The sequence below is a fragment of the Niveispirillum sp. KHB5.9 genome, from assembly GCF_048066115.1.
Classification (GTDB): Bacteria; Pseudomonadota; Alphaproteobacteria; order Azospirillales; family Azospirillaceae; genus Niveispirillum.
In genome coordinates this window covers 23,523-50,463 of record NZ_JBLTYX010000028.1, presented here as the reverse complement: position 1 = coordinate 50,463, position 26,941 = coordinate 23,523, and the positions used below count along the sequence as shown (strand labels likewise).

Below are 26,941 nucleotides of genomic sequence, written 5' to 3'. Positions count from 1 at the left end.
TTCTGGCGCTAACCCCGCCCAGCGCCGCTTTGCCAGCCTCGGATTGGGAGAGACCGCGATGTTCGGCGATGATCATGACTTCCGCCCCCGTCTGGGCCGCATGCGCAGCGCCTCCGGGCGGCGTGGCAAACGCTTCCTGAACCGGGTGCTGGCGGCAACCGTTCTGGCCAGGGGCGGGCCGCTGAGTTTCACCCGCCGGTCAGGCCGCTTTGACGGCAGCCGCATTGGGCGCGGTGCCGGTGTGGGCCGGGTGCTGGCCTCGCGCGACCAGTTTGCAGCCTTTCGGCAGCGCCGTGTGATTATCAAATCCCGCATCGTCAAACTGGCGGGCAAGGGCATGGCCAGCGCCCGTGCCCATCTGCGCTATATCCAGCGCGATGGTGTGACCCGTGATGGGCAGGCGGGTCAGCTCTATGGAGCCGATCAGGACAAACTGGACGGACGGGCGTTCCTCGACCGCGCCGACGGCGACCGCCACCAGTTCCGCTTCATCATCTCGGCGGAAGATGGTGATCAGTATGACGACCTGAAGCCCCTTGTCCGTCGCCTGATGGCGCAGATGGAACAGGATCTGGATACGCGGCTCGATTGGGTAGCGGTTGATCATCACAACACGGGCCATCCGCACAGCCACGTCATCGTCAGGGGCCAAGATGATCGCGTAAAAGACCTGATCATCGCGCGGGAATATCTTTCCTACGGCATGCGCGAACGCGCCGCGGAGATCGTCAGCCTGGATCTGGGCCCCCGCACCGACCTGGAGGTTCAGGAAAAGCTGCGCCGGGAGGTGGAGCAGGAACGGTTCACCAGCCTGGACCGGCGTCTGCTGCGGGACCGGGGGCCGGATCAGCTCGTGTCGGGCAGTGACCGCGACCCGTTTCAGCAGGCCCTGCGCACGGGCCGTCTGCGCAAGCTGGAACGGTTGGGCTTGGCCGAGGACCTGGGCGCTGGTCAATGGCGGCTCGACCCTGACCTGGAAACCACCCTGCGCCGCATGGGCGAGCGCGGCGATATCATCAAGACCCTGCATCGGGAACTGACCGCGCAGAATCTGACCCGCACGCCGAATGATCTGCTCATCCATGATCCCGGTGCCGCCAACGCTCCGCCAATCACCGGCCGTATCATCGCGCGCGGCCTGTCGGATGAGATGAGTGACCGCCATTATCTGATCATCGACGCCACCGATGGTCGCACCCACTATGTCGATATCGGCAAGGGTGAGGCCACAGAGCCAACACCGTTGGGCAGCATCCTGCGCGTGGAACCGCGTGCCACCGATCCGCGCCCGATGGACCGACGTATCATGGACATCGCCTCGGCCCATGATGGCCGATACAGCATCGACATCCACTTGCGCCACGATCCCACGGCCAGTGAGGCCTTTGCCGAAACGCATGTCCGGCGGCTGGAGGCGATGCGCCGCCTGACCAACGCCGTTACCCGCGAACCCGATGGCGCCTGGATTATCCAACCCGACCACCTGGACCGCGTCGCTGATTATGAACGCACCCAGGCTCGATTCAACTCGGTCACTGTCCGGATGCTGTCTACCCTGCCGTTGGAACAGCAGATCACCACCGAAGGTGCCACTTGGCTGGACAGCGAACTGGTCGCCTCCAACCCCGTGCCGCTGCGCGATGCTGGTTTCGGTCGTGAGGTCCGTGACGCCCAGGACCGCCGCCGACAGTGGCTGATGGTCGAGGATCTGGCCCGTGAGGAGCAGGGTCGAACCTTCTACCGCGCCGACCTGCTGGCGACCCTGCGGCGGCGAGAGGTGCTGCGGGTTGCTGGCCAACTGTCTGATGAACTGGGTTTGCCCTATGTCAGCCTCGCCCGTGGCCAGTCCGTCGAGGGCACCTATCGCCGGACGGTAACCCTTGCTAGTGAGAAACTGGCCCTGATCGAACGCAGCCGTGACTTCACCCTGGTGCCCTGGCGGCCCGTCTTGGAGCGGCATCTGGGACAGCAAGTGTTGGGGACGGTTAGTGGGGATGGCGTGACCTGGAACTTCGGGCGACAGCGTGGCGGGCCGACAGTCGGGTAACGGTCGGGGCGGCTGTTGGGCTGTGCGGTTTTTGCCCAAGCCGAGACCGGTTTCGCTGGAAGCATCAGCGCTGGATACCTATATTTGACAAGGCTTTGGCGTGTGCTGCGTGCGCCGGGCTTTCCACAACCAACGGAGACCAAATGAAACCCCGTTCGAGGTGTGTGCAAGCATGTCTGCAACCCATTCCCCGATCCCGTCCGGCAAGGGACGGATAAACTCCACGCTTCGCCGCTTTCTGGATAGCGAAGCCTCCGGCGGCCTCCTGTTGATGGCTGTTGCCGCCCTGGCGATCATCATCGCCAATTCACCCCTGTCGGAAATCTACTTCTCCAGCCTCAAGGCCTATCTCGGGCCGTTGAGCGTCCAGCACTGGATCAATGACGCCTTGATGGCGGTGTTCTTCCTGATGGTGGGACTGGAGATCAAACGCGAGATGACCGACGGCCAGTTGTCGAGCTGGACACGCCGACTTCTCCCTGGCGCGGCCGCCCTTGGCGGCATGGCAGTTCCGGCTCTGGTCTATCTGGCCTTCAATCATAGCGATCCACAGGCAGCCAATGGCTGGGCTATCCCTGCGGCTACCGATATCGCCTTCGCCTTGGGCGTGCTGTCGCTGCTGGGGCCGCGTGTGCCATCCTCACTGAAGGTGTTTCTGGCGGCGCTGGCCATCATTGATGATCTTGGTGCGGTGATCATCATCGCCCTGTTCTACACCAGTGGCTTGTCCCTGCCGGATATTGCAGGTGCTGCGGCCATTGTGGCTGTGCTGTTCGCTCTCAATCGCCGGGGGGTGAACTCGCTGGTCCCTTATCTGATCTTGGGCATTGTTCTCTGGGTTCTGGTGTATCGCTCCGGGGTCCATGCGACTGTTGCCGGGGTTCTGCTGGCCCTGGTCATTCCGATTCGCCGGACGCCAGGAATGCCGGAGGCGTCGCCCGCAACATCCCCGCTGCACCGGCTGGAACATGCCCTTCACAAGCCGGTCGGGTTCTTGATCGTTCCGATCTTCGGGTTTGCCAATGCGGGCGTGTCGTTTGCCGGGGTAACGCCCTCCGTGCTGATGGAGCCTTTGTCCTTGGGGGTCGCGGGCGGCCTTGTCATCGGAAAGCTCGTCGGCGTGTTCGGCGCTGTGTTTCTGCTGGTCCGGGCCGGTTGGGCCACCCTGCCAGCGGCTGCCAGTTGGCCCCAGGTCTTCGGGGTCGCCCTGCTCTGTGGTATCGGCTTCACTATGAGCCTCTTTATCGGCTTGCTGGCCTTTGACGATCCGGCCCTGCAGGATCGCGTGAAGTTCGGCATCCTGGCTGGTTCACTGATCGCGGGCCTTGCAGGCTATCTTGTTCTGCGCTTCTCACACCGGCGGTCGGTTGCACTCTCCGTCGTCTGACAGTACCCGGCCTCAAGGTCGGCCATTTCGACTGTGAGCGGCATCGGTCGGCGAAACGCTGGCCGATGCTGTCTTCATCGCCACCAAAAATTTTCGCTGGTGGTGTGAACCGACATCCCCTCCCGGCGCACCTTATTGTCGTAGGCAACAGGGACCATGGCGATGGCCGTCGGCGAAAACAGAGTATTGGATGAATTCCTGGTTATCGCCGCCCAAGGTGGCGATGCCGGGGCGTTCAACCTTCTCGCCCATCGCTGGCAACGAAAGCTGGTTGCCCACGCCTGGCGTATGACCGGGAACATGGAGCAGGCGCACGACGCAGCACAGACCGGGTGGCTCGAAATCGCTGCTGGCTTGCGCCGGCTGACTGATGAAAGGGCCTTTCCAGCCTGGGCGTACCGCATCGTGTCGCGTGCTTGCACGCGGCAGATTGCGGGGGCCATTCGGCACCGGCAGCTGTCGGAGCAACTGGCTTGTGAGGAATTGGTGGAAATGCAGGGAGCGCGGGTTGACCCGGATCTCCATCTGGATGCAGCCCGTGTCATGGGTCTGATCCAGCGGCTTCCGCCGGACCAGCACAGCGCCATCGCCCTGTTCTACCTCGAAGAGATGAGCGTCGCTGAAGTGGCGGTGGCGCTCGACATTCCCGTTGGAACCGTCAAGACCCGGTTGCTGCATGCCCGGCGTCGGCTTCGTAGCTTTTTGGAGGAGAAAGACCATGCGTGATGTTGATCATGTCATCGAACAAGCCTTGAGCGCCGAAGAGCGCGATATACTGCGCCGGATGGGGGATGGGCCTGGATATTTCAAACAAGTCGGCGGCCTGTTCACTGGCCCGGTCGGTTGGGTGAATGCCGTCCAGATGGGTGTGCAAGCGGTGCTGTTTGCAGGTGGCGTCTGGCTCGCCTGGTTGTTCTTCGGGGCGACAGAGGTGTTGACGGCCATCCAACTGGGCTTCCCGGCGGCTGTCTTGTTGCTGGCGGCTTTGATCATCAAACTGTCAATGGGCCCGGCCCTGCACACCAACCGCTTGATGCAGGAACTGAAGCGGATCGAACTTCAGATCGCAAGCATGCGGCAGAAGTAGAACTGAATCAGCCTGTTGGCATCGTAGCTGGGCGTATGTGAGCGGGATTTTTCATTCCGCGCGTCGCATCCATCATCCGAGGGGTTCTGCTCTCGGAGGCCCCCATGACCCCCACCAAGCTGCTGATCGGCCAGATCCTAGTCGTCTTCACCATCGTTATCCTGGGCGTCTGGGCGGCGACGCAATGGGCGGCTTCCATGTTGGGTTATCAGGCACAGCTCGGCCCTGCTTGGACCGTCATCGCCGGTTGGCCCGTCTACCGCCCCTGGCAGTTGTTTGAATGGTGGTACTGGTACGAGGCCTATGCGCCGCATGTGTTTGACAAGGCCGGCATGTTGGCCGGGGCCAGCGGTTTTATGGGATGTGCTGCTGCGATTATCGGGTCGCTGCGGCGCGCCCGGCAGACGCGGATGGTCACGACCTATGGTTCCTCGCGCTGGGCGACCCGCCGGGAGGTGGAGGGGGCGGGGCTGTTTCGGCCGGCGGGGGTCTTTCTGGGGCGGTTGGGGGGGCGGTATCTGCGGCACGATGGGCCAGAACATGTCATGGCCTTTGCCCCAACCCGGTCGGGCAAGGGTGTGGGGCTGGTGGTGCCGACGCTGCTGTCCTGGACGGGATCGGCGGTGATCCATGACATCAAGGGCGAGAACTGGCAGCTGACGGCGGGGTGGCGGGCGCGCTTCTCGCACAGCCTGCTGTTCAACCCGACCGATCCGCGCTCGGCCCGTTACAACCCGTTGCTGGAGGTGCGCAAAGGGCCGGATGAGGTCCGTGATGTCCAGAACATTGCCGACATCCTGGTCGATCCCGAGGGGGCGCTGGAACGCCGGAACCATTGGGAGAAAACCTCCCACAGCCTGCTGGTCGGGGCCATTCTGCATGTACTGTATGCCGAGGAGGACAAGACCCTGGCCCGCGTGGCCACCTTCCTGTCCGATCCCAGGCGCAGTTTTGCCCATACCTTGCGCCGGATGATGGCGACTAACCATCTGGGCACGCCCGATAAGCCCATCGTGCATCCCGTTGTCGCGTCAGCGGCACGGGAGGTGCTGAACAAGTCGGAGAATGAGCGGTCGGGTGTGCTGTCCACCGCTATGTCGTTCCTGGGCCTCTATCGTGATCCGACCGTGGCGGCGACGACGGCGGCCTGTGACTGGCGGATTGCCGATCTGGTGGATGCGCCGCGACCGGTGTCGCTCTACCTCGTGATCCCGCCATCGGACATTTCCCGTACCAAACCGCTGGTGCGTCTGGTGCTGAACCAGATCGGGCGGCGTTTGACCGAGCGGCTGGAGGGTGACCCCGCCAAGCGGCGGCGGCACCAGTTGCTGATGATGCTGGATGAGTTCCCGGCCTTGGGGCGGCTGGATTTCTTTGAAACGGCCCTGGCTTTCATGGCGGGTTATGGCATCCGCGCCTATCTAATCGCCCAGAGCCTGAACCAGATCTCCAAGGCCTATGGCGAGAACAATGCCATCCTGGACAATTGCCATGTCCGCATCGCCTTCAGCAGCAATGACGAGCGCACGGCCAAACGCATCTCGGACGCGCTGGGCACGGCCACCGAATTGCGGGCGCAGCGCAACTATGCCGGCCACCGGCTGGCCCCCTGGCTCTCCCATGTCATGGTCAGCCGACAGGAAACGGCCCGCCCCCTGTTGACGCCCGGCGAGGTGATGCAGTTGCCGCCGACGGATCAGCTGGTGCTGGTGTCCGGCCTGTCCCCGATACGTGCGCGCAAGCTCCGCTATTACGAGGACCGAAACTTCACGGAACGGGTGTTGCCGGCCCCAACCCTGTCGGATGGCCCCTATGCTGACTGTCCCCCAGCCCGATCCGATGATTGGGGTGAACAGGTGCGCGGCATGGATCAGCGTCTGGCCGAGGAGGATGACGACACCGCGTTGGATGAACTGACGGAGGGTGGTCTACAGCAGCAGCGTCATCCGGGGCTGTCGGAGGAGGGAACGGCCAAACAGGTCGACCCTGACGGTGCTGACCTGTTCGGGTCTGCCGATGACGAGACGGATGTCGCGGCGGACAAACGCGCCATGGACCGGTTGTCAAACGTGGCCCGTGCCCACGCGATCAACGAAGGATCGCGCGACGATCTGCTGCCGAACTTCTGACCTCCATGGGATGGGCGATGCCCGCTGGGTGGGGCATCGCCATCCGGATCAGCCGTTCAGCACATCCTTCAGCGCCTTGGCCGGCGAGAACTTGGCCTTGGTCTGGGCGGCGATGGTGGTCGGTGCCCCCGTCTGCGGGTTGCGGCCCTGACGTTCCGGCACCTGCTGGGCCGTGAACTTGCCAAAGCCAGCCAGATTGATCTCCTTGCCATCCTTCAGGCCGGTGGCAATGGCTCCCAGGATACGCTCCACGGCTTCTTTGCCGCTGACTTTGGTGCTGCCCGTGACCTCAGCCACGATGGTGGCGAGGTCGTCCTTGCTGATCTTTTCCGTCATCTCTCAATCCGTTCTGCATTACCGGCACCAACAGCGTGCCCGATTTCCAAGCCTTTACCCTGAATGATCGGCCGCTGACCAGTTACCTGGATGGACAGGGGGATAGCCGACCCTGGTGCAGATCGAATAAGGGCGTAGGTAACGGCCATAAGAGATTCCGCCGCTCTGTCCCACGCTTGGCACCAACATTTCCGCTGTTGGAGCCGGGCCATGAAACCCCGCCATCACCTCTATCTCGATGATGAATTGTCGACCCAGCTGGAGGCCCTGGCCGCCAAGCCGGGCACGACCAAATCCGCCATCGTTGCCGATGCGCTGCGCCAATACCTGACCCGGCGAGGGGCCAATGGCATCGAGGAGGCCTTGCGCATCCGGCTGGACCAGCAGGGGCGGCAGTTGGAGCGCATCGAACGGGATGTGCAGGTGATGCTGGAAAGCCTGGCGCTGTATGTCCGCTACCAACTGACGGTCACGGCCCCGGTACCCGAACCGGATCGGGCCGCCCATGCCGTGGGCAAGGAGCGGTTCCAGAAATTCATTGATCAGGTGGGCCGTCAGATCGCCGCCCCCACCCGCACCCTGTCCGCCAGTCGGGAGGGCACAGCATGAGCCCCAGGCGCGAGGCGGATGAACGCCGCCATTCTATGCTGCGCACTGCCCTGGGGCCAGATATTGCCGCTGCCCTGGATGACCCGAGCGTGACCGAGGTGATGGTCAATCCCGACGGGATGCTGCGCCTGGAACGAGCCGGGCAGGGGATAGCCGCTACGGGCATGCAGGTGCCGGCAGAGGAGGTGGAAAGGCTGATCCGGCTGGTGGCATCGCATGTCGGTGCCGAAACCCATGCCGACCGGCCCATCCTGTCGGCGGAACTGCCAACGGGCGAACGGTTTGAAGGTTTGCTGCCCCCCGTGGTGACGGCCCCATGCTTTGTCATCCGCAAACCGGCGGCGTGCATCCTGACCCTGGCCGACTATGTCAGCGACGGCATTCTGTCGCCGTTGCAGGCTGACGCGTTGCGCCGGGCCGTTCGGGCGCGTCGTAACATCCTGGTGGCGGGCGGCACCGCGTCCGGCAAGACCACGCTGACCAATGCCCTGCTGGCCGAACTGACGGAAAGTGCGGAACGGCTGGTGCTGATCGAGGATACGCGCGAGCTGCAATGTGCCGCCCCGGACTGTGTGGCGCTGCGCACGCGACCGGGCGTGGTCAGCTTGCGTGATCTGGTGCGCTCTACCCTGCGGCTGCGGCCCGACCGCATTATCGTGGGTGAGGTCCGGGGCGGGGAAGCGCTTGACCTGCTCAAGGCCTGGAACACCGGCCATCCCGGCGGCATCGCCACTCTGCATGCCAATTCCGCCCAGGCCGCTCTCTACCGGCTTGAACAGCTGGCGCAGGAGGCGGTGGTTACCGTACCCCGTCGCCTGATCGCCGAGGCCGTGGACCTGATCGTCCATATCCAATCCCGTGGCGGTCAGCGTCGGGTGGATGCCATCGCCCGCACCGATGGGTTGGACGCCCATGGCGATTACCGGATCGTCACTCTCGGTCCGGCCGACCTTCAACAGATTTGACAGGAGATCAATATGCCCCCGCTTCGCATGCGACCGTTCCGCGTGTCCCGTTTGCGTTCCCTGGCCTTTGCCGGCATGGCTATTCTGCTGGCAGCACCCGCATATGCCGCAGGCTCTGGCATGCCCTGGGAGGATCCCCTCCAGCGCATCCTGGATTCCGTCCAGGGCCCCGTCGCCAAGATCGTGGCAGTGATCATCATCATCACCACGGGCCTGACCCTGGCTTTCGGGGAAACCTCGGGCGGTTTCCGGCGGATGATCCAGATCGTCTTCGGGCTGTCGGTGGCCTTTGCCGCCTCCAGCTTCTTCCTGTCCTTCTTCTCCTTCGGCGGCGGGGCGCTGCTGCCATGAAGGACCTGCCCGAAGGCTTCGCCGTGCCGCTGCACCGCGCACTGACCGAGCCGATCCGGCTGGGCGGTGCCCCGCGTGCATTGGCCATCCTTAACGGCACCATCGCCGCTGCCATCGGCCTGGGGCTCCAGCAATGGCTGGCGGGCCTGCTGCTGGCGCTCGGCGGGCATAGCCTCGCCGTGTTGGTCAGCAGGCGCGATCCGCACATCGCCGCCATCCTGGCCCGCCATCTGCGTCAAGCGGGAGGCTGGTCATGCTGAACCTGCGCGAATACCGCCCCCGACCCGACCGGCTGGCCGATCATCTGCCTTGGGCGGCGCTCGTAGCCCCCGGCACCGTGCTGAACAAGGATGGCAGCTTTCAGCGCACCTTCCGCTATCGCGGACCGGACCTGGATTCCGCCACGGAGGCGGAACTGGTCGCGCTGTCGGCGCGCACCAACAATGCGCTGCGGCGGCTGGGATCGGGTTGGGCATTGTTCTTTGAGGCCGAACGGGTGCCGGCGTCGGACTATCCCGACGGTACCTTTCCCGATGCTGCGTCCTGGCTGGTCGATCAGGAGCGCCGAGCCGGGTTTGAACGGGCAGGCAGCCACTACGAGAGTGTCTACCACCTGACCGTCCTCTATCTGCCGCCGCCCGACACTCAGGCGCGCGCCAGCAATGCTTTGCTGGATGGGGGTAATTCGTCTGTTGGGCGGCGCGACTGGCGGCGGGAGTTGGATCAGTTCCAGCAGGAATTCTTCCGGCTGGCGGGGCTGCTGCAAACCATCCTGCCCGAACAGCACGATCTGGATGATGCCGAGACGCTGACCTATCTGCATGGCTGCATTTCCACCCGGCGGCATCCTGTCGCTGTACCGGACGTGCCGCTCTATCTGGACGGCTTGCTGGTGGACACGGCCCTGTTGGGTGGGCTGGAGCCGATGCTGGGCGACCGGCATCTGCGGGTCCTGTCGGTGCTGGGTTTTCCCAACCAGACAAGCCCTGGCCTGCTGGATGGGCTGAACCATCTGGATTTCCCCTATCGCTGGGTCACCCGCTGGATACCGCTGGACAAGGAGCAGGCCACCCGCAGTCTGAACCGGTTGCGCCGCCACTGGTTCGCCAAGCGCAAAACCATCGGTGCGCTGCTGCGCGAGGTGATGACCAATGAGCCCTCGACCCTGCTGGACAGCGATGCCGACAACAAGGCGATGGATGTTGATGAGGCGCTGCAATCGCTTGGTGCCGACCATGTTGCCTATGGCTACCTGACCACCAGTGTCACGGTCTGGGATACAGACCAGCAGGTGGCAGACGATAAGCTGGCCGCTGTGGAGCGGGTGCTGACCGGGCTGGGTTTCACCGTCATTCCCGAACGGGTCAATGCGGTGGAAGCTTGGTTGGGCAGCCTGCCCGGCCATGTCTACGCCAATGTCCGCCAACCGCTTGTTCACAGCCTGAACCTTGTCCATCTGATGCCGCTGTCGGCGACCTGGGCAGGGCCTGCCCGCAATGGGCATCTGAATGGCCCGCCACTGTTTCAGGCCGAGACCACCGGGGCGACGCCGTTCCGCTTTTCCACCCATGTCGGCGATGTCGGGCATATGCTGGTGGTGGGGCCGACGGGCGCGGGCAAGTCGGTGCTGCTGGCCCTGATGGCCTTGCAGTTCCGCCGCTATCCCGGTGCCCAGGTCTATTTCTTCGACAAGGGCAACTCTGCCCGTGCCGCCACACTGGCCATGGGTGGTCGCCACCATGCGTTGGGGCAGACGGGCGATCTGTCCTTTCAGCCGCTGCGCCGCATTGACGATCCCGACCAGCGGGCCTGGGCTGCCGATTGGATTGCGGGCCTTCTGGATCATGAACAGGTCGCGGTGTCGCCAGAGATCAAGGACCTCATCTGGTCAGCGCTGAACAGTCTGGCCGGGGCACCAGCGGAACAGCGCACCCTGACTGGCCTGTCTCTGCTGCTGCAATCCAACCCGCTGAAGGCCGCCCTTCAGCCCTACACGCTGGAGGGTCCGCACGGCGCTTTGCTGGACGCCGCCACAGATGGCTTGGACTTGGCCACCGTACAGTGTTTCGAGATGGAGGCGCTGCTGCACCGGACGGGTGCCGTGCTGCCGGTGCTCGCCTATCTTTTCCATCGGTTGGAGGAGCGCTTCACAGGCGCGCCCACCCTGCTGATCCTGGATGAGGCCTGGGTCTATCTCGACAACCCGGCTTTCGCCGCCCGGATCCGAGAATGGCTGAAGGTTCTGCGCAAGCGGAACGTGGCGGTACTATTCGCCACCCAGTCCCTGGCTGATATCGCTGGGAGCAGCATAGCGCCGGCGCTGATCGAAAGCTGCCCGCAGCGTATCTTCCTGCCCAATGACCGCGCCATCGAACCGCAGGCCAGGGCCGTCTATGCGGCCTTCGGGCTCAACGACCGCCAGATCAGCCTTATCGCTCAGGCCACGCCCAAGCGGGATTACTACCTGCAATCAAGGCGCGGCAACCGGCTGTTCCAGTTGGGTCTTGGTCCCGTGGCCAAGGCCTTCTGCGCGGCCTCCGATCCCGCATCGCAGGCGCTGATCGACAAGGTTATGGCTGAGGCCGGACCGGGTGGCTTTGCCGCCGCTTGGCTGTGTGCCGCGGGCCTGGATTGGGCGGCCGACCTTCTCCACCGAATCCCTGAGGAGACCCAACCATGAGCGCCAAGCTGTTCGCGGCCCTGGTGGCCGTGACCCTGATCATCGGCAGGGCGGATGCCTTCACCGTCTATGACCCCGCCAACCATGCCCAGAATGTGCTCCAAGCCGCCCGCGCCTTGGAACAGATCAATAACCAGATCCGCACCCTGCAAAATCAGGCCACCATGTTGCAGAACATGGCCCGGCAGCTTCAGCGGCTGGATTATTCATCGCTGGGCCAGATCACCAGCGCTTTGAACCGCATCGACGGGCTGATGATCCAGGCCGACAGTATCGGCTTTGATCTTGCCGGTAGCGATGCCGCCTGGCAGCGCACCTACCCCGGCAGTTACCGGGGTGCCGATGCCGCCAGCCTGGACCAGCAGGCCGACATCCAATGGCACAGCGCCAGAGCCGCCTATCAGCAGACCATGCGGGTTCAGTCGGGCATCGTGACCGCGATCCAGGCCGATGCGCCGTTACTGGCCGATCTGGTCAATCGCAGTCAGGGGGCAGATGGCAGCTTGCAGGCCCAGCAGGCGGGCAACCAGCTCCTCGCCATGTCTATCAAGCAGCAGATGCAGCTGCAAAGCCTGATGGCCGCCCAATACCGCGCCGATGCCGAAACCCAGGCCGCTATTGCCGAAGTCAATGCCATGGCACAGGAACGCACCCGGCAGTTTCTGGGCGATGGTCACGCCTATAGCCGCTGAGGAAAACCATCATGGGCGACCTCGGCATCATTGACCGTTTCACGGAAACCTTTATCCGCTATATCGACAGCGGCTTTGGGCTGCTGTCGGGGGATGTCGCCTATCTGACCGCCACCCTGATCACCATCGACATGGTGCTGGCGGGGCTATTCTGGGCCATGGACGGCCATCAAGACGTGATGCCGCGCCTGATCCGCAAGGTGCTCTATGTCGGTTTCTTCGCGCTGGTGCTGGGCAATTTCCAGGCCCTGTCGGAAGCCGTCTACAGCTCCTTTGCGCAGTTGGGGTTGCGGGCAGGCAATTCAAGCCTCTCGGCCAGTGACCTGTTGCATCCGGGACAGTTGGCGGCGGTGGGGTTTGAAGCTGCGCATCCGCTGCTGGATCAGGCGCGCACCATGCTGGGCTTTCCTGACATCTTCGGCAACGCCCTGAACCTGACCATCATGGTTCTGGCCTGGTTCTTCGTGGTGATCGCGTTCTTCATTCTGGCGGTGCAGCTCTTCATCACCCTGGTCGAATTCAAGCTGACCTCGCTGGCCGGGTTCGTCCTCGTGCCCTTTGCCCTGTGGAGCAGGACAGCTTTTCTGGCGGAGCGCGTGCTGGGCCATGTCATCTCGTCTGGCATCAAGATCATGGTGCTGGCCGTCATTGTCGGCATCGGCTCCAGTTTCTTTCGAGAATTCACCGAGGCGTTGAATGGCAAGGTCCCAGGCATCAATGAGGCGATGACCATGGTGCTGGCATCCCTGGCGCTGCTAGGGTTAGGCATCTTTGGCCCCGGCATCGCCGCTGGGCTGGTGTCTGGCGCACCGCAGCTCGGCGCGGGTGCTGCCCTGGGAACCGCTGGGGCCGCCGCCGGCACGGCTTTGCTGGCGGGTGGTGCGGCTGTCGCTGGTGCCCGACTGGCCGGCGGGGCTGGTTTCGCCGCCGTGCGCGCAGGGGCCAGTCTCGGCGGTGCCGCTACCGGTGCCTACCAGTCTGCCCAGGCCGCTGGACAGTCGGGCGTGGACGGTGTGGCCCGTGCTGCTGGAGAGGCCACCCTGCGCAAGGCCAAGGATGCCGGCCACCGCATGACCGAACCATTGCGCGAGGCCTATCAGTCCGGTCGCCAGTCCACCAACCCCGATCCTTCGCCTGAGACAGGCGGGGCGGGGGCTGGCACTGCATCGTCGGCTACCACCGACAACGCCCCCGCCTGGGCCCGCAAGCTGCGCGCCGAACAGGCCGCGCGCGCCCGCCGCCACAGCACCGAGCAGGCCATCAAGGATGGGGATCGGTCCGGCGGCAGTGCCGCCCCGTCCCTCGATCAGAAGGATGATTGACCATGTTCAAACGCACCCTGCAACGTTATGGCACCACGCCGGACCCGGTGACGCCCTACCAGAAGGCAGCCCAGCTCTGGGATGAACGGATTGGCAGCGCCCGTATCCAGGCCCGAAACTGGCGGCTGATGGCTTTCGGCAGTCTGGGGCTGGCCATGGGGCTGGGTGGCATCGTGGCCTGGCAGTCCGGCCAGAGCCGGATCATCCCCTATGTGGTTGAGATCGACCGGCTGGGCGAGGCCCGTGCCGTGGCACCGGCGACCAGTGCCTATCAGCCAACCGACACCCAGGTCGCCTATTACCTGGGGCGCTTCATCAGCAATGTCCGGTCGCTCTCCACCGATCCCGTTCTCGTGCGGCAGAACTGGTTGTCTGCCTATGATTTCGTGGCCGACCGCGCCGCCTTGTTCCTCAACGAACAGGCCAAGATCAACGATCCCTTCAGCCGCATCGGCACCAACAGCGTCACGGTGCAGGTGACCAGCATCGTCCGCGCGTCCGATCAATCCTTCCAGGTCAAATGGACCGAGCAGCATTTCGAGCGCGGCAGTCTGGTCCGCACCGAGCGCTGGACATCAATCCTGGCGGTCAACCTGCGGCCCCCCAACACGCCGGAAGCCCTGGCCCGCAACCCCTTGGGCGTCACCATCACCGCCATCGACTGGTCGCGGGAGTTCGATGCCCAACCATCCCCGAGGAACACGCCATGACCAAGCTGATCCTGCCGGTCCTCATGGCCGGGATACTCTCCGCTTGCGCTGGCCAACCCAAGACGCCACCCGTCATCGCCTATGACAGCAGCGATTTCCAGGCTGCGGCGGTTGAACCCGAGCCTCCCCTGCCGGTGCAGATTGTCGAAAAGCCCGTCCCCCTGCCGCTGCCCGGTCAGTTGCAGCCGCTGCCATCAGTGCCGACCGTTGTGGCACCAGACAATCGCCTCCCGACCCAACGGATCGCCGACGCCAACAAGGCGGCCACGCTGGAGCCCACCCGCAGCGGCTATCTCAACGCCATGCAGGTCTATCCCTATACCGAGGGGGCCCTGTACCGGCTCTATGCCGCCCCGGAACGGGTGACCGATATCGCCCTCCAACCGGGCGAGGCCCTTGTGGCCGTTTCCACCGGCGACACGGTGCGCTGGATCATCGGCGATACCAGCAGCGGGGCAGGGGAGGCCAGCCGGGTACATGTGCTGGTGAAACCCGTTGCTGCCAGCCTCACCACCAACCTGGTCATCACCACCGACCGCCGCGCCTATCACCTGCTGCTGGAAAGCACCCCGCAGACAGCCATGGCTTCGCTGTCCTGGACCTATCCGCAGGACCAGCTGCTGGCGCTGCAACGCCGCAACAGTCAGGCAGCGACGGCGCAGCCGGTTGCCTCCGGCCTGTCGCTGGAGAACCTACATTTCCGTTACGCCATCACCGGCGAGAATCCGGCTTGGCGTCCGCAGCGGGTTTTTGACGATGGGGACAAAGTCTATATCGAGTTCCCCGACCGCCTGGACCAGGGCGAAGCCCCGCCTTTGTTTGTCATCGGCGCTCAGGGTGAGGCACAGCTGGTGAACTACCGCGTGCGCGGGCGACACTACATCGTCGATCGCCTTTTCGCTGCGGCGGAACTGCGTCTGGGCGGCGAGCCGCAGCAAGTGGTGCGCATCGAACGCACAGATGGGAGGCCATCATGATCACGGCCTCTTCCGAAACCAAACACCCGCCCGAAAAGCTGGAACTGCGGGCCGCCCCGCGCCGGGCGCTGCGCCTGCGACGTGGGGTGATCATTGGCGGCAGCGGCATTGCCGCCGGTGCCATCCTGACTCTGACCATGCTGTCCCTCCAGAGTCCGTCCGGTAAACGCGACGCCGAGCGCCAGGAACTGGCCCAGCCCGCCAAATCACCGGCGCCGGAAGGGCTGGCCGGACTGCCCACCGACTACAGTCAGGTCAAGCCCCACACGCCGCTGCTGGGGCCACCGCTACCCGCTGATCTGGGCCGCCCGATCCTGGAACACCGGCGGCGCCACGGTGCGGGAACGGAATGGCCGCCGATGGAACCGACACATCAGCCGAGCCCGGAACAAGTTCAGGCAAGCCATGCCCGGCAATCCGGTCTGTTCTTCCGCAGTGAACCGAAAACAGTGCCGGTCGTATCGGAAAGTGGGAATCCGGCGATGCTGCCGGGCCCCAACTCCACGACGGATACCATCGTCGCCGAACCCGTTGCGCAACAGCGAAAGCTGGACTTCCTGGCCCGTCCCGGTGCGGGCGGGATCTACAATCCCTATGCCGAGCAGCGACCGGCAACTCCGAACCAGATCATGGCCGGCAGCGTTATCGCCGCGGCGCTGGTGACAGGCCTCAATTCTGATCTGCCGGGCACGGTCGTGGCGCAGGTGACGGAGAATGTCCATGACAGTGTCACCGGCCGCATCCTGCTGATCCCCCAGGGCTCCCGTCTCATCGGCACCTATGACAGCCGGGTCAGCTTCGGGCAGGAGCGTGCCCTGCTGGTCTGGCAGCGGCTGATCCGCCCGGACGGCTCATCCCTGCAACTGGACAACCTGCCGGCCAGCGATACCGAGGGCCGGTCAGGCCTGTCGGACCAGGTGGATTTCCATACCGGCCGCCTGCTGAAGGGTATCGCCATGGCGACGCTGCTGGGTGTCGGCACGGAACTGACCTTCGGGCAACGGGAAAGTGACCTGATCCGGGCCGTCCGGGAATCTGTGCAGCAGAACGCCGACCGCGCCGGCCAACGGCTTGTCGAACGCAACCTCGACATCCAGCCGACTCTGACCGTCCGCCCCGGCTGGCCCCTGCGCGTCATCGTCCGGTGGGATGTGACCCTCTCCCCCTATCGTGGAGGCTGACCTATGTTGAAGCTGCCCAAACTCCCCGATCGCACGCCGGTGAAACTCACCTTGTCGCTGAGCCCGGATTTGCACCAACGGCTCCTTTCCTACGCCGCCCTTTATAGGGCAACCTATGGCGCGGACGAGCCGGTGGCAGACCTGATTCCCTTTATATTGGGCGCCTTCCTGGACAGCGATCGCGCCTACGCCAAGGCCCGCAAGGAAGACCTGCCGCCCATTCAGGAGCCCATTTGCCGCCGGGGTCGACAGAAGACACGCGATACCGGCACCGTGACCGCGACGGAGGCATGAGCCATGAGCGTCATCGGCCATTTCACTCTGACCAAAGACGGTGGCTGGGCTGGCACCATCCGCACCCTGACAATCAATGCCAGAGTCCGCTTGGTTCCCAACGACAACCGCGACCAGGACAATACACCTGCCTATCGCCTGCTGCTGGGACATGATCGCATCGGCGATGCCTGGGAGGCACAGACCACGGGCGAAGACTCCTGCTCCTATCTCCGAGTACGCTTTGATGATCCAATTCTGTCCGAACCTATCAGTGCAGCCCTGTTCCCCGGCAAGGACGGAGCAAACGCGCAACTGGTCTGGAACAGGCGTCGGGCAGGGTAGGATATCGGCTTCTCTATGCCATCTGTCGAAGCTGGTTCAATGCTTTGGTCGTTAGCACGGCCAAGTCGTTGGCAAGGAAGGACCTTGACCGAGACGGTTTTGGTTAGGCTCTCCGCCTACCGCCACCGAGGTGCCGGTAGCCTGAACTGAAACCCCGGCACCTCCGAATGTGCCGGGGTCTGACCGACAATTCGCGCCGCGACCTTCCAGTCATGTTCGTAGCGTGACGGGAAGCCGCGCGGAGGGCGGCGCCATCACATCACGCGTTTGAAGTCGGTGTAGTCGCCGGTGGCGCGCACCATGACGGTGACGTTCTTGTCGCCTCTATTGCGCCAGAACCAGCCATGCTTGCCGTCGAAGGCGGCGACGATTTTGCCCTCGTCACTGGCAACGCCGCGGCCCTTCTCATAGGAATGGGCCTTGTCAGGAGCGGCGAAGGATTCGCCATGCGTGCCGAAATTGACCACGCTACCCCTCGACCTTCCAGGAGAAGCGCAGCTTGGCACTTGCCTTCATCACAACCTTCACTTCCTCCTCCTTGCCGGGGGCCAGCGTCACGGTCATCTCTTCTGTCTCATCCTCCTCGCCATGAATATCCCATCCGCAGCAGCTGCGCGATGCCGCAGGCGTCCTTGCGATCGGTCTTGATCACTATGGTCGAGAGCGCCGCCTTGACATGCCGGGTTTCCAGCAGCACGGCGTCGAAGCCTGCGGCCACCAGACCCGCGCGCAGCGACTGCGACAGCGGGCCCGCCTTCAGGCCGACCCCCGTCGGCGACGGCTGAAGCTCTACCAGAAAGCCGATCAATGCCGCCAGCTCGCTGGCCACCTTGGCTTCCCGCAGGATCTTCCCTTGGCTGTCCACGACATACACGCTGCTCAGTTCCAACGAGACATCAATTGCGACATACCTTTATACGTACCTCCTCCAATGAGGCTTGAGGCTGATCCAGTCGGACCCCGCTGTTGACACCATCCTCTGGCGGACTGCCGACCCGCCCGCTACTAGCTGGCGTAGGCCCATTACGGCATCTAATGCGGAGCGGCCGCCTACTGCGGCATGGTCCAGATTGGCACGCCCGTCATGTCGGGCAGCCGATGGGCGATGCCCTTGTGGCAGTCGATGCAGGTTGCCTGACCGGTGAACAGGAAACGCTGGTGGGCTTCGGCCCCGCGCGCGCCCTGGCGGGTGATGTCCATACTATCGGCGCTGTGGCAGTTGCGGCATTCCAGGGAATTATTGGCCTTCAACCGCGCCCATTCATGGCTGGCCAACTCTTTGCGCTTGGCCTCGAACTTCTCCGGTGTGTTGATCGTGCCGAAGATTTTGCCCCAGACCTCCTTCGAGGCCTGCATCTTGCGGGCGATCTTGTCCGTCCATTTATGCGGCACATGGCAATCCGGACAGGTAGCCCGCACGCCCGAGCGGTTGGAATAATGGATGGTCTGTTTCAGATCGGCATAGGGATTGTCCCGCATCTCGTGGCAGCCGATGCAGAACGCTTCCTTGTTGGTCATTTCCAGGGCGGTGTTGAAGCCACCCCACCACAGCACACCGGCGACAAAGCCGCCGATGGTGAGGAAACCGAGGGAGAGATGGCCGGCGGGACGGTTGAAAGCCCGCCAGACCGCCATGGCCAAATCCAGCGCGCGGCGGATGATACCCATCATTGCCCCCCTTTGGCGGCGGCACCCGTTTCCCGGATGACGCTATCCACATCACGGAAGCTGTTGGGCACGCGCGGCTTCACATCAGTTTGCGGCACATGGCATTGCAGACAGAAATACCGGCGTGCCGACACGGCCCCCAACACCTGTCCATCACGATCCTGGAAATGGGTGACGGAGATCATCGGCGCCTGACTGTCGCCGGTAAATTCCCTTGCGTGGCAGGTCAGGCACTTGTTGGCGCGCAGGTCCAACTGATAGCCCACGATCTGGTGCGGAATCACTGGGGGCTGTTCAGGGTAATTGCGCTGGCGGCGGCGGTCGTCGGTGGCATCCTTCGGAATGGGTGGGGCTTCCTGCACGGTCAGCCCCTCGGCGCCGGTGAAGGCGGGGCGGCCGCTGGCGTTAACGTCGCGGACGGTGGCGCCGGGTGCCGGGTCGGTGGCAAAGGCTTTCTGTGCCACCGGCACACCCAGCACGGGCAAAGCGGCCAGCAAAGCAAGGATAAGGGCCATGCGAAGGTTCTTCATGGTTCAAACCCCCTGGACCGGCGTGATGCGCACGGCGCATTTCTTGTAGTCGGTCTGTTTGGAGATCGGGTCGGTGGCGTCCAGCGTGACGCGGTTGATCAGCACATCGGCATCAAACCAGGGCACGAAGACCAGCCCGCGCGGCGGCTTGTTGCGGCCGCGCGTTTCCACCCGCGCCCGCACCTGACCCCGGCGCGAGGCCACCAGCACTTCCTGCCCGCGCCGTACATTCATCGCTTGGGCATCATCAGGATGCATGTAGCACAGCGCCTGCGGCACGGCGCGGTGCAGTTCCGGCACCCGCCTGGTCATGGAACCGGAATGCCAATGTTCCAGCACCCGGCCCGTCGACAGCCAGAAGGGATAATCCGTGTCCGGGCTTTCGGCCGGCGGCTCGTAAGGCAGGGCATAGATGCGGGCCTTGCCATCCTTGTGGCCGTAAAAGCGCATCCCTTCGCCCGCAGGCACGTAAGGGTCACTACCCTCCCGGAAGCGCCAGCGTGTTTCCTGACCGTTCACCACCGGCCAGCGCAGGCCGCGTTCCTGATGATAGCGCTCATAGGGGGCAAGGTCATGGCCATGGCCACGGCCAAAGCTGGCATATTCCTCAAACAGCCCTTTTTGCAGATAGAATCCCAGTTCCTTGGACTCGCGGTTCTCATAGGCCGGATCGCACTCGGCGACGGGGAACCTGTCCACCTGCCCGTTGCGATAGAGGATATCGAACAGGGTCTTGCCGCGGAATTCCGGGGCCTTGGCCAGCAGTTCCTCCGGCCAGACCTCTTCCACCTTGAAGCGTTTGGAGAATTCCACCAACTGCCACAGATCGGACCTCGCTTCGCCCGGCGCATTCACCAACTGGTGCCAGACCTGGGTGCGGCGTTCGGCATTGCCATAAGCACCTTCCTTTTCCACCCACATGGCGGCGGGCAGCACCAGATCGGCGGCCATGGTGGTGACGGTGGGATAGGCATCGGAGACGACGATGAAATTGTCCGGGTTGCGATAACCGGGCCAGGTTTCGTTGGCGGTATTCGGGGCCGCCTGCATGTTGTTGTTCACCTGCACCCAATAGCAGTTCAGCTTGCCATCCTTCAGCATCCGGTCCTGCTGCACGGCATGGAAGCCGGGCTTGGCCGGGATGGTGCCTTCCGGCAGCTTCCACAGATGTTCGGCATGGGCGCGGTGTTCGGCATTCGTCACCACCATATCGGCGGGCAACCGGTGGGAGAAGGTGCCAACCTCACGCGCGGTGCCGCAGGCGCTTGGCTGACCGGTGAGGGAGAAGGGGCTGTTGCCCGGCTGGGAGATTTTCCCCGTCAGCAGATGGATATTATAGCAAAGATTATTGGCCCAGACGCCGCGCGTATGCTGATTGAAGCCCATGGTCCAGAAGCTGGTGACCTTGATCTTCGGGTCGGCGTAAAGCTCCGCCAGCGCCTTCAGCCGGGCCGCCGGCACACCGGACTGGGCGGCCACCTTTTCCAGCGTATAGGGGGCGACGAAGGCGGCGAATTCCTCAAAATTGATCGGGTCGGACTCATTGGCGTTGCCGGCATTCTTGGCCGCCATTTCTAGCGGATTGTCGGGCCGCAGCCCATAGCCGATATCGGTGCGGCCCTTGACGAAGGTCGTGTGCTTGCCCACGAATTCCTTATTCACCCGCCCGGTCTGGATGATGTGGTTGGCGATATAGTTCAGGATGGCCAGATCGGTCTGCGGCGTGAACACCATGGGGATGTCCGCCAACTCGAAGGAGCGATGTTCGAAGGTGGACAGCACTGCCACCTTCACATCCGGGTTGGACAGGCGGCGGTCGGTGACGCGGGTCCACAGAACGGGGTGCATCTCCGCCATGTTGCTGCCCCACAGCACAAAGGCGTCGGCGGCTTCGATATCGTCGTAACAGCCCATCGGCTCATCAATGCCGAAGGTGCGCATGAAACCGGCCACGGCGGATGCCATGCAATGCCGGGCGTTGGGATCAATATTGTTGGAGCGGAAGCCGGCCTTCATCAGTTTGACGGCGGCATAGCCCTCATGCACAGTCCATTGGCCGGACCCGAACATGCCGATGGCTTCCGGCCCTTTGGCTCTCAGCGTGGCCTTCCATTTCTCGGCCATGATATCAAAGGCCTGATCCCAGGTAATGGGGGTGAAATCCCCGTCCTTGGCATATTGGCCGTTCCTCATGCGCAGCATCGGCGTGGTCAGCCGGTCCTGGCCATAGATGATCTTGGACAGGAAATAGCCCTTTACGCAGTTCAGGCCCCGGTTCACCTCGGCCTTCTGGTCGCCATGGGTGGCGACGATACGGCCTTCCTTCACCCCCACCATGACGCCGCAGCCGGTGCCGCAGAAGCGGCAGGCGGCCTTGGACCATTTCACCTTGGCATCCATGCCGGTGGGCAGTTGTGCGGCACCGGCCTGCAGGGTGACGCCGGCGGTGGCGGCTGCCGTGGCGGCTGCCTGTGCCTTCAGATAATCGCGGCGGGTCAGTGTCATGGCATAGGCTCCGCAAGGCACGCCGCAGGTTCGGCGTGGTGATAGACGGGAAGGGCGCTGTAGACGCCCGCAATGGCATTAATGGCATCCAGCATGTCCGCCGTGGCGCGGGCGCTGGGCTGTTCGACCAGCACGATCAGGCGGCTGGCATCGCCGCTGGTGGGCACGATCTCGCCCCCCAGCGCCTCTATGCAGGCAGAGACGGTCGCCAGCGCATCGGGGCGGGCATGGACGATCAGGCTGGAAATGTGGATTTCGTCGCTCATGTGCGGTCTCCATCGCGGGGGGCAAGCCGGATGGCACCGGCGGGGCAGGGGGCCAGGCAGTCACCACAGCCGGTGCAGCGATCCCCATCCACATCCGCCCGTGCCCGTCCGCGTGGCTGCAACAGGAAGCGGATGGCCGCCTCCGGGCAGGCATCGCCACAAGTCCGGCAATAGGCACCGGTTTCCGCTAGGCAATGGGCGTCAATAACGGCCAGTGGCGGACCGGCAGGCGGTACGGCGGCAGGGTTGGCTGCCCGACCGAACAGGGCGCGGCGGGAAAGTCTTGTCTCCATGGTGTTCGTCCCCCGTCACATGCCCGGCGGGCCGGCGAACATCTGATATATCCAGACGGCGAAGCCATAGGCGGCTACCACCCCGACCGACAGAACCGGGATGAAAACGAAGGCCAGAAAGACGAACTTCAGCAGTTCGGCTTTTCTGGAGTCCGGAGCGGGGGTTGCATCCATGACATCCTGCCAAAATCTATTATTTGCTGACAAAACCATACCCCCAATTGTAGAGGCAAACATTGATCAGGATCAATCTTGCATAACGTCAGCACTAATCATCGTATGACGTTATACACAGAGATTTATGAAAAATTGATAATAGTCTAAATACGAATTGATAATAGTCAATTTTAACCTGCGTGATTTTCCTCATCATTTATGATGCCGCACTTGTGCGGAATTTGCCAAAGCGCAAGGACTGCGGTGTTCAGGCCTGCTTGGATGGCCTGTATCCCCACAGTGAAGGTTCTTGATAGATGAAGACGCAATTCATCCAGTTCCGACGTGATGCCGCTCACCTCTTGCTGTTGCCGCAGCATGCTGTGCTCGGCGCACAGGCCGATGGATCGGTTATCTGTGCCATTGACGATTGTCCCGAGGCACTTCCGTCCGAGCGGCTGTTGCAACGGTTGCAGGGGCTGTTCCCGACACCGGGCACGACCCGCATCAGCTTTATCGATCTGCCTGAACGTGACGGTGGCTGCTGCGGCGGCCGCTGTGGCGGCTGACAAGGCCCGAGGAACGACATGACATCCCTGACACAACCCATATCGCTGTTGGCTGCCACCATTCCAGGCGCCACCGCCGTCTTTCGGCGCCATGGCATCGACTTTTGCTTCAGCGGCGGCTTGCCCCTGGCTGACGCTGCCAAGGCCCAAGGGCTTGACCCGGCTGGACTGTTGCGGGAACTGAAGAGCCCGCCGGATGGCGAGGGTGCGGCCCCCGCCAGCGTGTCCACCCCGACACTGATCAGTTTGATCCTGAGCCGCTTTCATGAAGGTCACCGGCGACAGTGGGAGGAATTGCTCTACCTGTCGCGGAAGGTGGAGAGCGTCCATGGCCAACACCCGGACTGTCCCAAGGGCCTTCATACCCTGTTGGTCCAGGTGGCGGCAGAGTTGGAGGACCATATGCAGAAGGAGGAGCAAGTGTTGTTCCCGGCCATGCTGTCCGGCGGTTCCCTGTTCCTTGTCGGCCCCATCGCCTGCATGATGGAGGAACATGACGTATTCGGCGATCAGTTGCAGCAGATGGCGGCGCTGACGCGCAACTTCACGCCCCCGGCTCGCGCTTGCGCCACTTGGCGGGCACTCTATAGCAGCCTGCACCATTTCGTGCAGGAGGCCGGGGAGCATGTGCACCTGGAGAACAACGTCCTGTTTACGCGCTTCAATATATCGATCTGAGCAGTGATATTGACGCAGGAGCGCCGCATATCCTACCTAGCCAAGGGACATCAGATGACCTCGCATCACAGATAATGACAATGAAGCCCGACGACCTGAGCTTGGTGCGCAGCCTTCCGATGTTTCGCAAGCTGGCCGATGGGCCATTGTCGGCCCTGGCGGCATGTGGATCGCTGCAGCGCTATCCGCGTTCCACCCTGCTGTTCAACGAGGGGGAACAAGCCGATTTCCTGATGGTGCTGCTTGAGGGTGCGGTTGAACTGTTTGCCCGCGACCAGGATGAGAAGGAGGCGGTGGTGGACATCCTGTTCCCCGTCGATAGTTTCATCCTGGCCGCGGCGTTGACTGGCGCCCCCTATCTGATGTCGGCCCGAACCCTCATGTCATCACGCATTTTTCTGTTGGAAACCGGGGCCTTCCGTCGGGCTGTGGCGGCTGATCCTGATCTTTCCATCCCGGTAATGGAGGAGCTTGCCCAGCATTTCCGCAGGCTGGTCCGCCAGATCAAAGATCTGAAGCTGCGAACAGGAGCCCAGCGCCTGGGTTGCTATGTGCTGTCCTTGGCGGGGGAAACGGATGAGGCGATATTGCCTTTTGACAAGCGAATTTTCGCTTCACGCCTGGGCATGACGGCGGAAAATCTCTCGCGTGCCTTTGCAACATTGCGGGACCATGGATTGTCTGTTGAGGGAAGCCGGATGGTGATCCGGGATCGGGTTCGGCTGACCGCCTTCTCCCGTCCGGCAGCCCTTATCGATCACGATGATAAGCCGCTCTCCATCATTTAGGGCGGCTTTGCTTTGGCTGGAGGCCGGTCCAGTGGCGACTGCCATCGGCACCGCTCGTTCGGCGTAAACTCAAGCTGCGGATGCGGTGTCGGTGATTGCGGAAAGCGAAAGCCTGGAAAAGCGGGGGCAAGGCGATGCCTGTGCCCCCTGTTAAAACCGGTCTTTTCATCCCGGTCGGCCGTCGGCGCGCCGGGAAACCAGAATCGGTGCATAGATGATGAGGAACAGGATGAAGGCCGCCACCCAGGCGGTTCCGGCAATCCTGTAGGCGATCATCATGTCGGGCAGCAACGGCGCAAGAACCCGGACCAGCGCGCCCAGGGTCAACAGCAGGTACGCGGCGACCGTTGCCTTGGCGGCAACAATCTCCCGCCCGGTATGGCCCAGCGCCGCACGGCTCATCACGGCCAGGATCATGGTGGCGAAGGCACCGGCGGTCAACGCATGCACCCAGCTCTGGCCGACAGTCAATCCCGTCAGCAGCCATCCCGCCTTCAGGATCAGGCCGACGGGGATCCAGCCATAAGCCACATGCAGGATAAACAGGATGGGCTGATCCACCCCTTTCCATCCCTGCCAGCGGGCCAGACGCAGCCCATGCGCCAGACCGGCGACAAGCGCAAGTACCCCCGGCACCCACCCGTTCGGTTGCAGGATATCGGCCAGCGTCAGCGCCAATGAGGTGGCCAGGGCCAGCCGGTCAGCCCAGCCGAAGGTGGGTATGGTGGCCGGTCGACCCAGCCGCTTCAACGCGCTGCTGGTAAAGGAGGGAACGATCCGTCCGCCGATCAACGCCACCATGATCAAGACCATGTCGATGGCCAGAACCCGACCGACCGCCCAAATCCCCGGCACCCAGCTCAGGCGATCCAGATGGTAGAGGGCGCTGGCGGCAGTGAGCAACAGCAGCAACAGCATCATCATATAGTTACGCCGGTTGCGCGCGCGGATGATGGAGGGAAGTACCATCACCCCCAGCGCCGGAAAGAAGGCAAGGTCGATCAGCGCCCCCGGCAATGGCGGCAGCGGCGCGATCGGGTTCAGGGCCAGCCGCCCGGCCAGCCACAGCAGTGTCAGTGCCACCAGCTTGCCGCCCGCGAATCCTCGCTCCCCGGTCCAGTTCGGCACCGCGGTCAGCAGGAAGCCGGCGATGGCGGCCCCGGCGAAACCGAACAGCATTTCATGGCCATGCCAGTCGGCCGGATTGCCCAGACCATCGGGCCAATGACCGCTGTGCAGAACATGCAGCCAGAGCGCCAGCAGGATAATGGCATGTAGCCCGGCCGCCAGAAAGAACGGGCGGAACCCGTAAGCGAACAAAGCGAAGCGGGCAGGGCGGGGACGGAATGTCTCTTCAAAAGGCTGGGTCATGGTGGGGATACCTTTTACTGCGTCCCCCCTTCTTATCGCCCCCCAGAATGCGCTGGCGTTGTGGTGGCACAAACAGCCGCCAGCATTTCGTGGGGCTTATGTTGGAGGGTGCCATTGCATTCCCATCCGCAAAGGCGCTACCCGCCGATCCCGGTCAGCCTGTGCAGCAGGAACAGGCAACCGATGACTGCCACGAAATAGGAACCAAAGGCGATTTGCCAGGACTGCCCGACGTGGCGCATCTCTGCGAAAACCAGCAGGACGATCATCACCTTGGTGAAGGTGAGCCCGAAAATCAGGGCAACGACACCGGCGGGAAGGGTACTGGCGACCATGGACAGGCTGGTCAGGCTGAGCAGGGTGATGGTGGCGATATGGATGGCACGCATCATGTCACCGGATGATATAGAGCGTCGGGAAGATCATCAGCCAGATCATATCCGTGAAATGCCAGTATCGGGCATAATCCGCCAGATAGAGCTGTTGCGATTTCAAGAAGGACAGGCTGAACAGCACCAGCCCCAGCGCCACATGCAGCGCGTGGAATCCCGTGATCAGATAATAGATCTGGGCGAATGTCGCTTCATAATCAAACCGGTCGATGCTGATGGCATATTCCTGGATTTTAAAGACCAGGAACAACAGGCCGGAAGCCATGGTGCCGATCAGCGCCGGTTTGAAACGGCACCCATGACGCTGGCGTTCCACGGCGATGGCGGCAAGCCAGCCGCTGATGATCAGTGCGAATGTTTCCAGGATGGCAGGCGCGACCGCCAGCATCGACTGGCCTTCCACGAAAGCATCTCTGTTCAGCAGCTTCATCACGCAAAAGCCGATCAGCAGGCCCGAAAAGACCAGCAGATCGCCGATGATGAAGATCCACATCATGACATTGCCGGGAATTTTCGCCTGATCGGCAAGGGTGCTGTCGGCATCATCGGTTCCCCCGGTCGCAGGACCGGCGGCAGATATGGCGCGCGGTAAATACATGATGGTCCTCCGGCATAACCGCGTCGGTACGGATGG

Annotated in this window: 31 protein-coding genes and 1 pseudogene; 19 read left to right on the top strand and 13 right to left on the bottom strand. The window is 63.2% G+C overall.

Going from position 1 to position 26,941, the window contains the following annotated elements; all coding sequences use genetic code 11:
* Nucleotides 1–58: 58 nt before the first annotated feature.
* The 5 genes from rlxS (at nt 59) to ACM9HJ_RS28115 (ending at nt 6,650) form a co-directional block, all read left to right on the top strand.
* Complete coding sequence (rlxS, locus tag ACM9HJ_RS28135; protein WP_416575116.1) at nt 59–2,047, top strand: relaxase/mobilization nuclease RlxS; 1,989 nt, start codon at nt 59–61, stop codon at nt 2,045–2,047.
* A 172-nt stretch (nt 2,048–2,219) separates the two neighbouring features.
* Nucleotides 2,220–3,434 (top strand): Na+/H+ antiporter NhaA, encoded by a 1,215-nt coding sequence (gene nhaA / locus ACM9HJ_RS28130; RefSeq protein WP_416575115.1) that lies wholly within the window; start codon nt 2,220–2,222, stop codon nt 3,432–3,434.
* 156 nt (nt 3,435–3,590) lie between these two features.
* On the top strand, nt 3,591–4,160 hold the full coding sequence (locus ACM9HJ_RS28125) for an RNA polymerase sigma factor (RefSeq protein WP_416575114.1): 570 nt from the start codon (nt 3,591–3,593) through the stop codon (nt 4,158–4,160).
* The gene (locus ACM9HJ_RS28120; RefSeq protein ID WP_416575113.1) at nt 4,153–4,521 is read left to right on the top strand and encodes a DUF6768 family protein; all 369 of its coding nucleotides are present in this window, start codon (nt 4,153–4,155) and stop codon (nt 4,519–4,521) included. The genes ACM9HJ_RS28125 and ACM9HJ_RS28120 overlap by 8 nt, the downstream gene beginning before the upstream one ends.
* Before the next feature lie 104 nt (nt 4,522–4,625).
* Complete coding sequence (locus ACM9HJ_RS28115; RefSeq protein WP_416575112.1) at nt 4,626–6,650, top strand: conjugal transfer protein TraG; 2,025 nt, start codon at nt 4,626–4,628, stop codon at nt 6,648–6,650.
* Nucleotides 6,651–6,698: 48 nt separating this feature from the next.
* On the opposite strand, the gene ACM9HJ_RS28110 is transcribed toward ACM9HJ_RS28115, so the two are convergent.
* Nucleotides 6,699–6,986 (bottom strand): HU family DNA-binding protein, encoded by a 288-nt coding sequence (locus ACM9HJ_RS28110; protein WP_416575111.1) that lies wholly within the window; start codon nt 6,984–6,986, stop codon nt 6,699–6,701.
* A 210-nt stretch (nt 6,987–7,196) separates the two neighbouring features.
* On the opposite strand from ACM9HJ_RS28110, the gene ACM9HJ_RS28105 reads away from it, so the two are divergent.
* From ACM9HJ_RS28105 to ACM9HJ_RS28050, 12 genes are read left to right on the top strand one after another with little or no spacing between them, the layout of a single operon-like run.
* The gene (locus ACM9HJ_RS28105) at nt 7,197–7,595 is read left to right on the top strand and encodes a CopG family transcriptional regulator (protein WP_416575110.1); all 399 of its coding nucleotides are present in this window, start codon (nt 7,197–7,199) and stop codon (nt 7,593–7,595) included.
* On the top strand, nt 7,592–8,560 hold the full coding sequence (gene trbB, locus ACM9HJ_RS28100; protein ID WP_416575109.1) for a P-type conjugative transfer ATPase TrbB: 969 nt from the start codon (nt 7,592–7,594) through the stop codon (nt 8,558–8,560). Before ACM9HJ_RS28105 ends, trbB begins: the two co-directional genes overlap by 4 nt.
* A gap of 27 nt (nt 8,561–8,587) precedes the next feature.
* A complete protein-coding gene (locus ACM9HJ_RS28095) occupies nt 8,588–8,911 on the top strand; it encodes a TrbC/VirB2 family protein (protein WP_416575130.1) in 324 nt (107 codons plus the stop codon).
* On the top strand, nt 8,908–9,171 hold the full coding sequence (locus tag ACM9HJ_RS28090; protein WP_416575108.1) for a VirB3 family type IV secretion system protein: 264 nt from the start codon (nt 8,908–8,910) through the stop codon (nt 9,169–9,171). The genes ACM9HJ_RS28095 and ACM9HJ_RS28090 overlap by 4 nt, the downstream gene beginning before the upstream one ends.
* Entirely contained in the window at nt 9,165–11,591 is a 2,427-nt protein-coding gene (trbE, locus tag ACM9HJ_RS28085; RefSeq protein ID WP_416575107.1) for a conjugal transfer protein TrbE, read from the top strand. The genes ACM9HJ_RS28090 and trbE overlap by 7 nt, the downstream gene beginning before the upstream one ends.
* Entirely contained in the window at nt 11,588–12,283 is a 696-nt protein-coding gene (gene trbJ / locus ACM9HJ_RS28080) for a P-type conjugative transfer protein TrbJ (protein WP_416575106.1), read from the top strand. The genes trbE and trbJ overlap by 4 nt, the downstream gene beginning before the upstream one ends.
* 11 nt (nt 12,284–12,294) lie before the next feature.
* Nucleotides 12,295–13,605: a P-type conjugative transfer protein TrbL gene (gene trbL / locus ACM9HJ_RS28075; RefSeq protein WP_416575105.1), complete on the top strand. Its 1,311-nt coding sequence runs from the start codon at nt 12,295–12,297 to the stop codon at nt 13,603–13,605.
* Between the two features lie 2 nt (nt 13,606–13,607).
* Complete coding sequence (gene trbF / locus ACM9HJ_RS28070; protein ID WP_416575104.1) at nt 13,608–14,315, top strand: conjugal transfer protein TrbF; 708 nt, start codon at nt 13,608–13,610, stop codon at nt 14,313–14,315.
* Nucleotides 14,312–15,292: a P-type conjugative transfer protein TrbG gene (gene trbG / locus ACM9HJ_RS28065; RefSeq protein WP_416575103.1), complete on the top strand. Its 981-nt coding sequence runs from the start codon at nt 14,312–14,314 to the stop codon at nt 15,290–15,292. Before trbF ends, trbG begins: the two co-directional genes overlap by 4 nt.
* Nucleotides 15,289–16,473 carry a TrbI/VirB10 family protein gene (locus tag ACM9HJ_RS28060; protein WP_416575102.1) on the top strand — a complete coding sequence of 395 codons (1,185 nt, stop codon included), beginning with the start codon at nt 15,289–15,291 and terminating at the stop codon, nt 16,471–16,473. The genes trbG and ACM9HJ_RS28060 overlap by 4 nt, the downstream gene beginning before the upstream one ends.
* A 3-nt stretch (nt 16,474–16,476) precedes the next feature.
* The gene (locus tag ACM9HJ_RS28055) at nt 16,477–16,767 is read left to right on the top strand and encodes a DUF2274 domain-containing protein (RefSeq protein WP_416575101.1); all 291 of its coding nucleotides are present in this window, start codon (nt 16,477–16,479) and stop codon (nt 16,765–16,767) included.
* A 3-nt stretch (nt 16,768–16,770) separates the two neighbouring features.
* A complete protein-coding gene (locus ACM9HJ_RS28050; RefSeq protein WP_416575100.1) occupies nt 16,771–17,091 on the top strand; it encodes a DUF736 domain-containing protein in 321 nt (106 codons plus the stop codon).
* A 254-nt stretch (nt 17,092–17,345) separates the two neighbouring features.
* Here ACM9HJ_RS28050 and ACM9HJ_RS28045 read toward each other — a convergent pair whose 3' ends face one another.
* The 9 genes and pseudogenes from ACM9HJ_RS28045 to ACM9HJ_RS28005 form a co-directional block, all read right to left on the bottom strand.
* Nucleotides 17,346–17,558: a hypothetical protein gene (locus tag ACM9HJ_RS28045; protein ID WP_416575099.1), complete on the bottom strand. Its 213-nt coding sequence runs from the start codon at nt 17,556–17,558 to the stop codon at nt 17,346–17,348.
* A 125-nt stretch (nt 17,559–17,683) separates the two neighbouring features.
* Nucleotides 17,684–17,992: pseudogene (locus tag ACM9HJ_RS28040) on the bottom strand (IS110 family transposase); the annotation flags it as partial.
* 149 nt (nt 17,993–18,141) lie between these two features.
* Nucleotides 18,142–18,759 (bottom strand): NapC/NirT family cytochrome c, encoded by a 618-nt coding sequence (locus ACM9HJ_RS28035; protein WP_416575098.1) that lies wholly within the window; start codon nt 18,757–18,759, stop codon nt 18,142–18,144.
* On the bottom strand, nt 18,759–19,289 hold the full coding sequence (locus tag ACM9HJ_RS28030; protein WP_416575097.1) for a nitrate reductase cytochrome c-type subunit: 531 nt from the start codon (nt 19,287–19,289) through the stop codon (nt 18,759–18,761). The genes ACM9HJ_RS28035 and ACM9HJ_RS28030 overlap by 1 nt, the downstream gene beginning before the upstream one ends.
* A gap of 3 nt (nt 19,290–19,292) precedes the next feature.
* Entirely contained in the window at nt 19,293–21,794 is a 2,502-nt protein-coding gene (gene napA, locus ACM9HJ_RS28025; protein WP_416575096.1) for a nitrate reductase catalytic subunit NapA, read from the bottom strand.
* Nucleotides 21,791–22,060, bottom strand: coding sequence for a chaperone NapD (locus ACM9HJ_RS28020; RefSeq protein ID WP_416575095.1), 270 nt, complete (start codon nt 22,058–22,060; stop codon nt 21,791–21,793). Before ACM9HJ_RS28020 ends, napA begins: the two co-directional genes overlap by 4 nt.
* On the bottom strand, nt 22,057–22,353 hold the full coding sequence (locus tag ACM9HJ_RS28015) for a 4Fe-4S dicluster domain-containing protein (RefSeq protein WP_416575094.1): 297 nt from the start codon (nt 22,351–22,353) through the stop codon (nt 22,057–22,059). Before ACM9HJ_RS28015 ends, ACM9HJ_RS28020 begins: the two co-directional genes overlap by 4 nt.
* Nucleotides 22,354–22,368: 15 nt before the next feature.
* Entirely contained in the window at nt 22,369–22,527 is a 159-nt protein-coding gene (gene napE / locus ACM9HJ_RS28010) for a periplasmic nitrate reductase, NapE protein (protein ID WP_416575093.1), read from the bottom strand.
* Between the two features lie 173 nt (nt 22,528–22,700).
* A complete protein-coding gene (locus ACM9HJ_RS28005) occupies nt 22,701–23,228 on the bottom strand; it encodes a hypothetical protein (protein WP_416575131.1) in 528 nt (175 codons plus the stop codon).
* Between ACM9HJ_RS28005 and ACM9HJ_RS28000 the strand changes: the two genes are divergently transcribed.
* Both ACM9HJ_RS28000 and ACM9HJ_RS27995 read left to right on the top strand, forming a co-directional pair.
* Entirely contained in the window at nt 23,127–23,756 is a 630-nt protein-coding gene (locus tag ACM9HJ_RS28000) for a DUF542 domain-containing protein (protein WP_416575129.1), read from the top strand. The two genes, ACM9HJ_RS28005 and ACM9HJ_RS28000, sit on opposite strands and share 102 nt — an antisense overlap.
* An 80-nt stretch (nt 23,757–23,836) precedes the next feature.
* A complete protein-coding gene (locus ACM9HJ_RS27995; protein WP_416575092.1) occupies nt 23,837–24,544 on the top strand; it encodes a cyclic nucleotide-binding domain-containing protein in 708 nt (235 codons plus the stop codon).
* 165 nt (nt 24,545–24,709) lie between these two features.
* Here the strand turns inward: ACM9HJ_RS27995 and ACM9HJ_RS27990 are convergent, their stop codons facing one another.
* The 3 genes from ACM9HJ_RS27990 to ACM9HJ_RS27980 all read right to left on the bottom strand — a co-directional run bounded on the left by ACM9HJ_RS27990 (nt 24,710) and on the right by ACM9HJ_RS27980 (nt 26,905).
* Nucleotides 24,710–25,915, bottom strand: a complete 1,206-nt coding sequence (locus ACM9HJ_RS27990) for an NnrS family protein (protein ID WP_416575091.1) — start codon at nt 25,913–25,915, stop codon at nt 24,710–24,712.
* 137 nt (nt 25,916–26,052) lie between these two features.
* Nucleotides 26,053–26,304 carry a hypothetical protein gene (locus tag ACM9HJ_RS27985; protein WP_416575090.1) on the bottom strand — a complete coding sequence of 84 codons (252 nt, stop codon included), beginning with the start codon at nt 26,302–26,304 and terminating at the stop codon, nt 26,053–26,055.
* A 4-nt stretch (nt 26,305–26,308) separates the two neighbouring features.
* A complete protein-coding gene (locus tag ACM9HJ_RS27980) occupies nt 26,309–26,905 on the bottom strand; it encodes a cytochrome c oxidase subunit 3 (protein WP_416575089.1) in 597 nt (198 codons plus the stop codon).
* Nucleotides 26,906–26,941 lie beyond the last annotated feature (36 nt).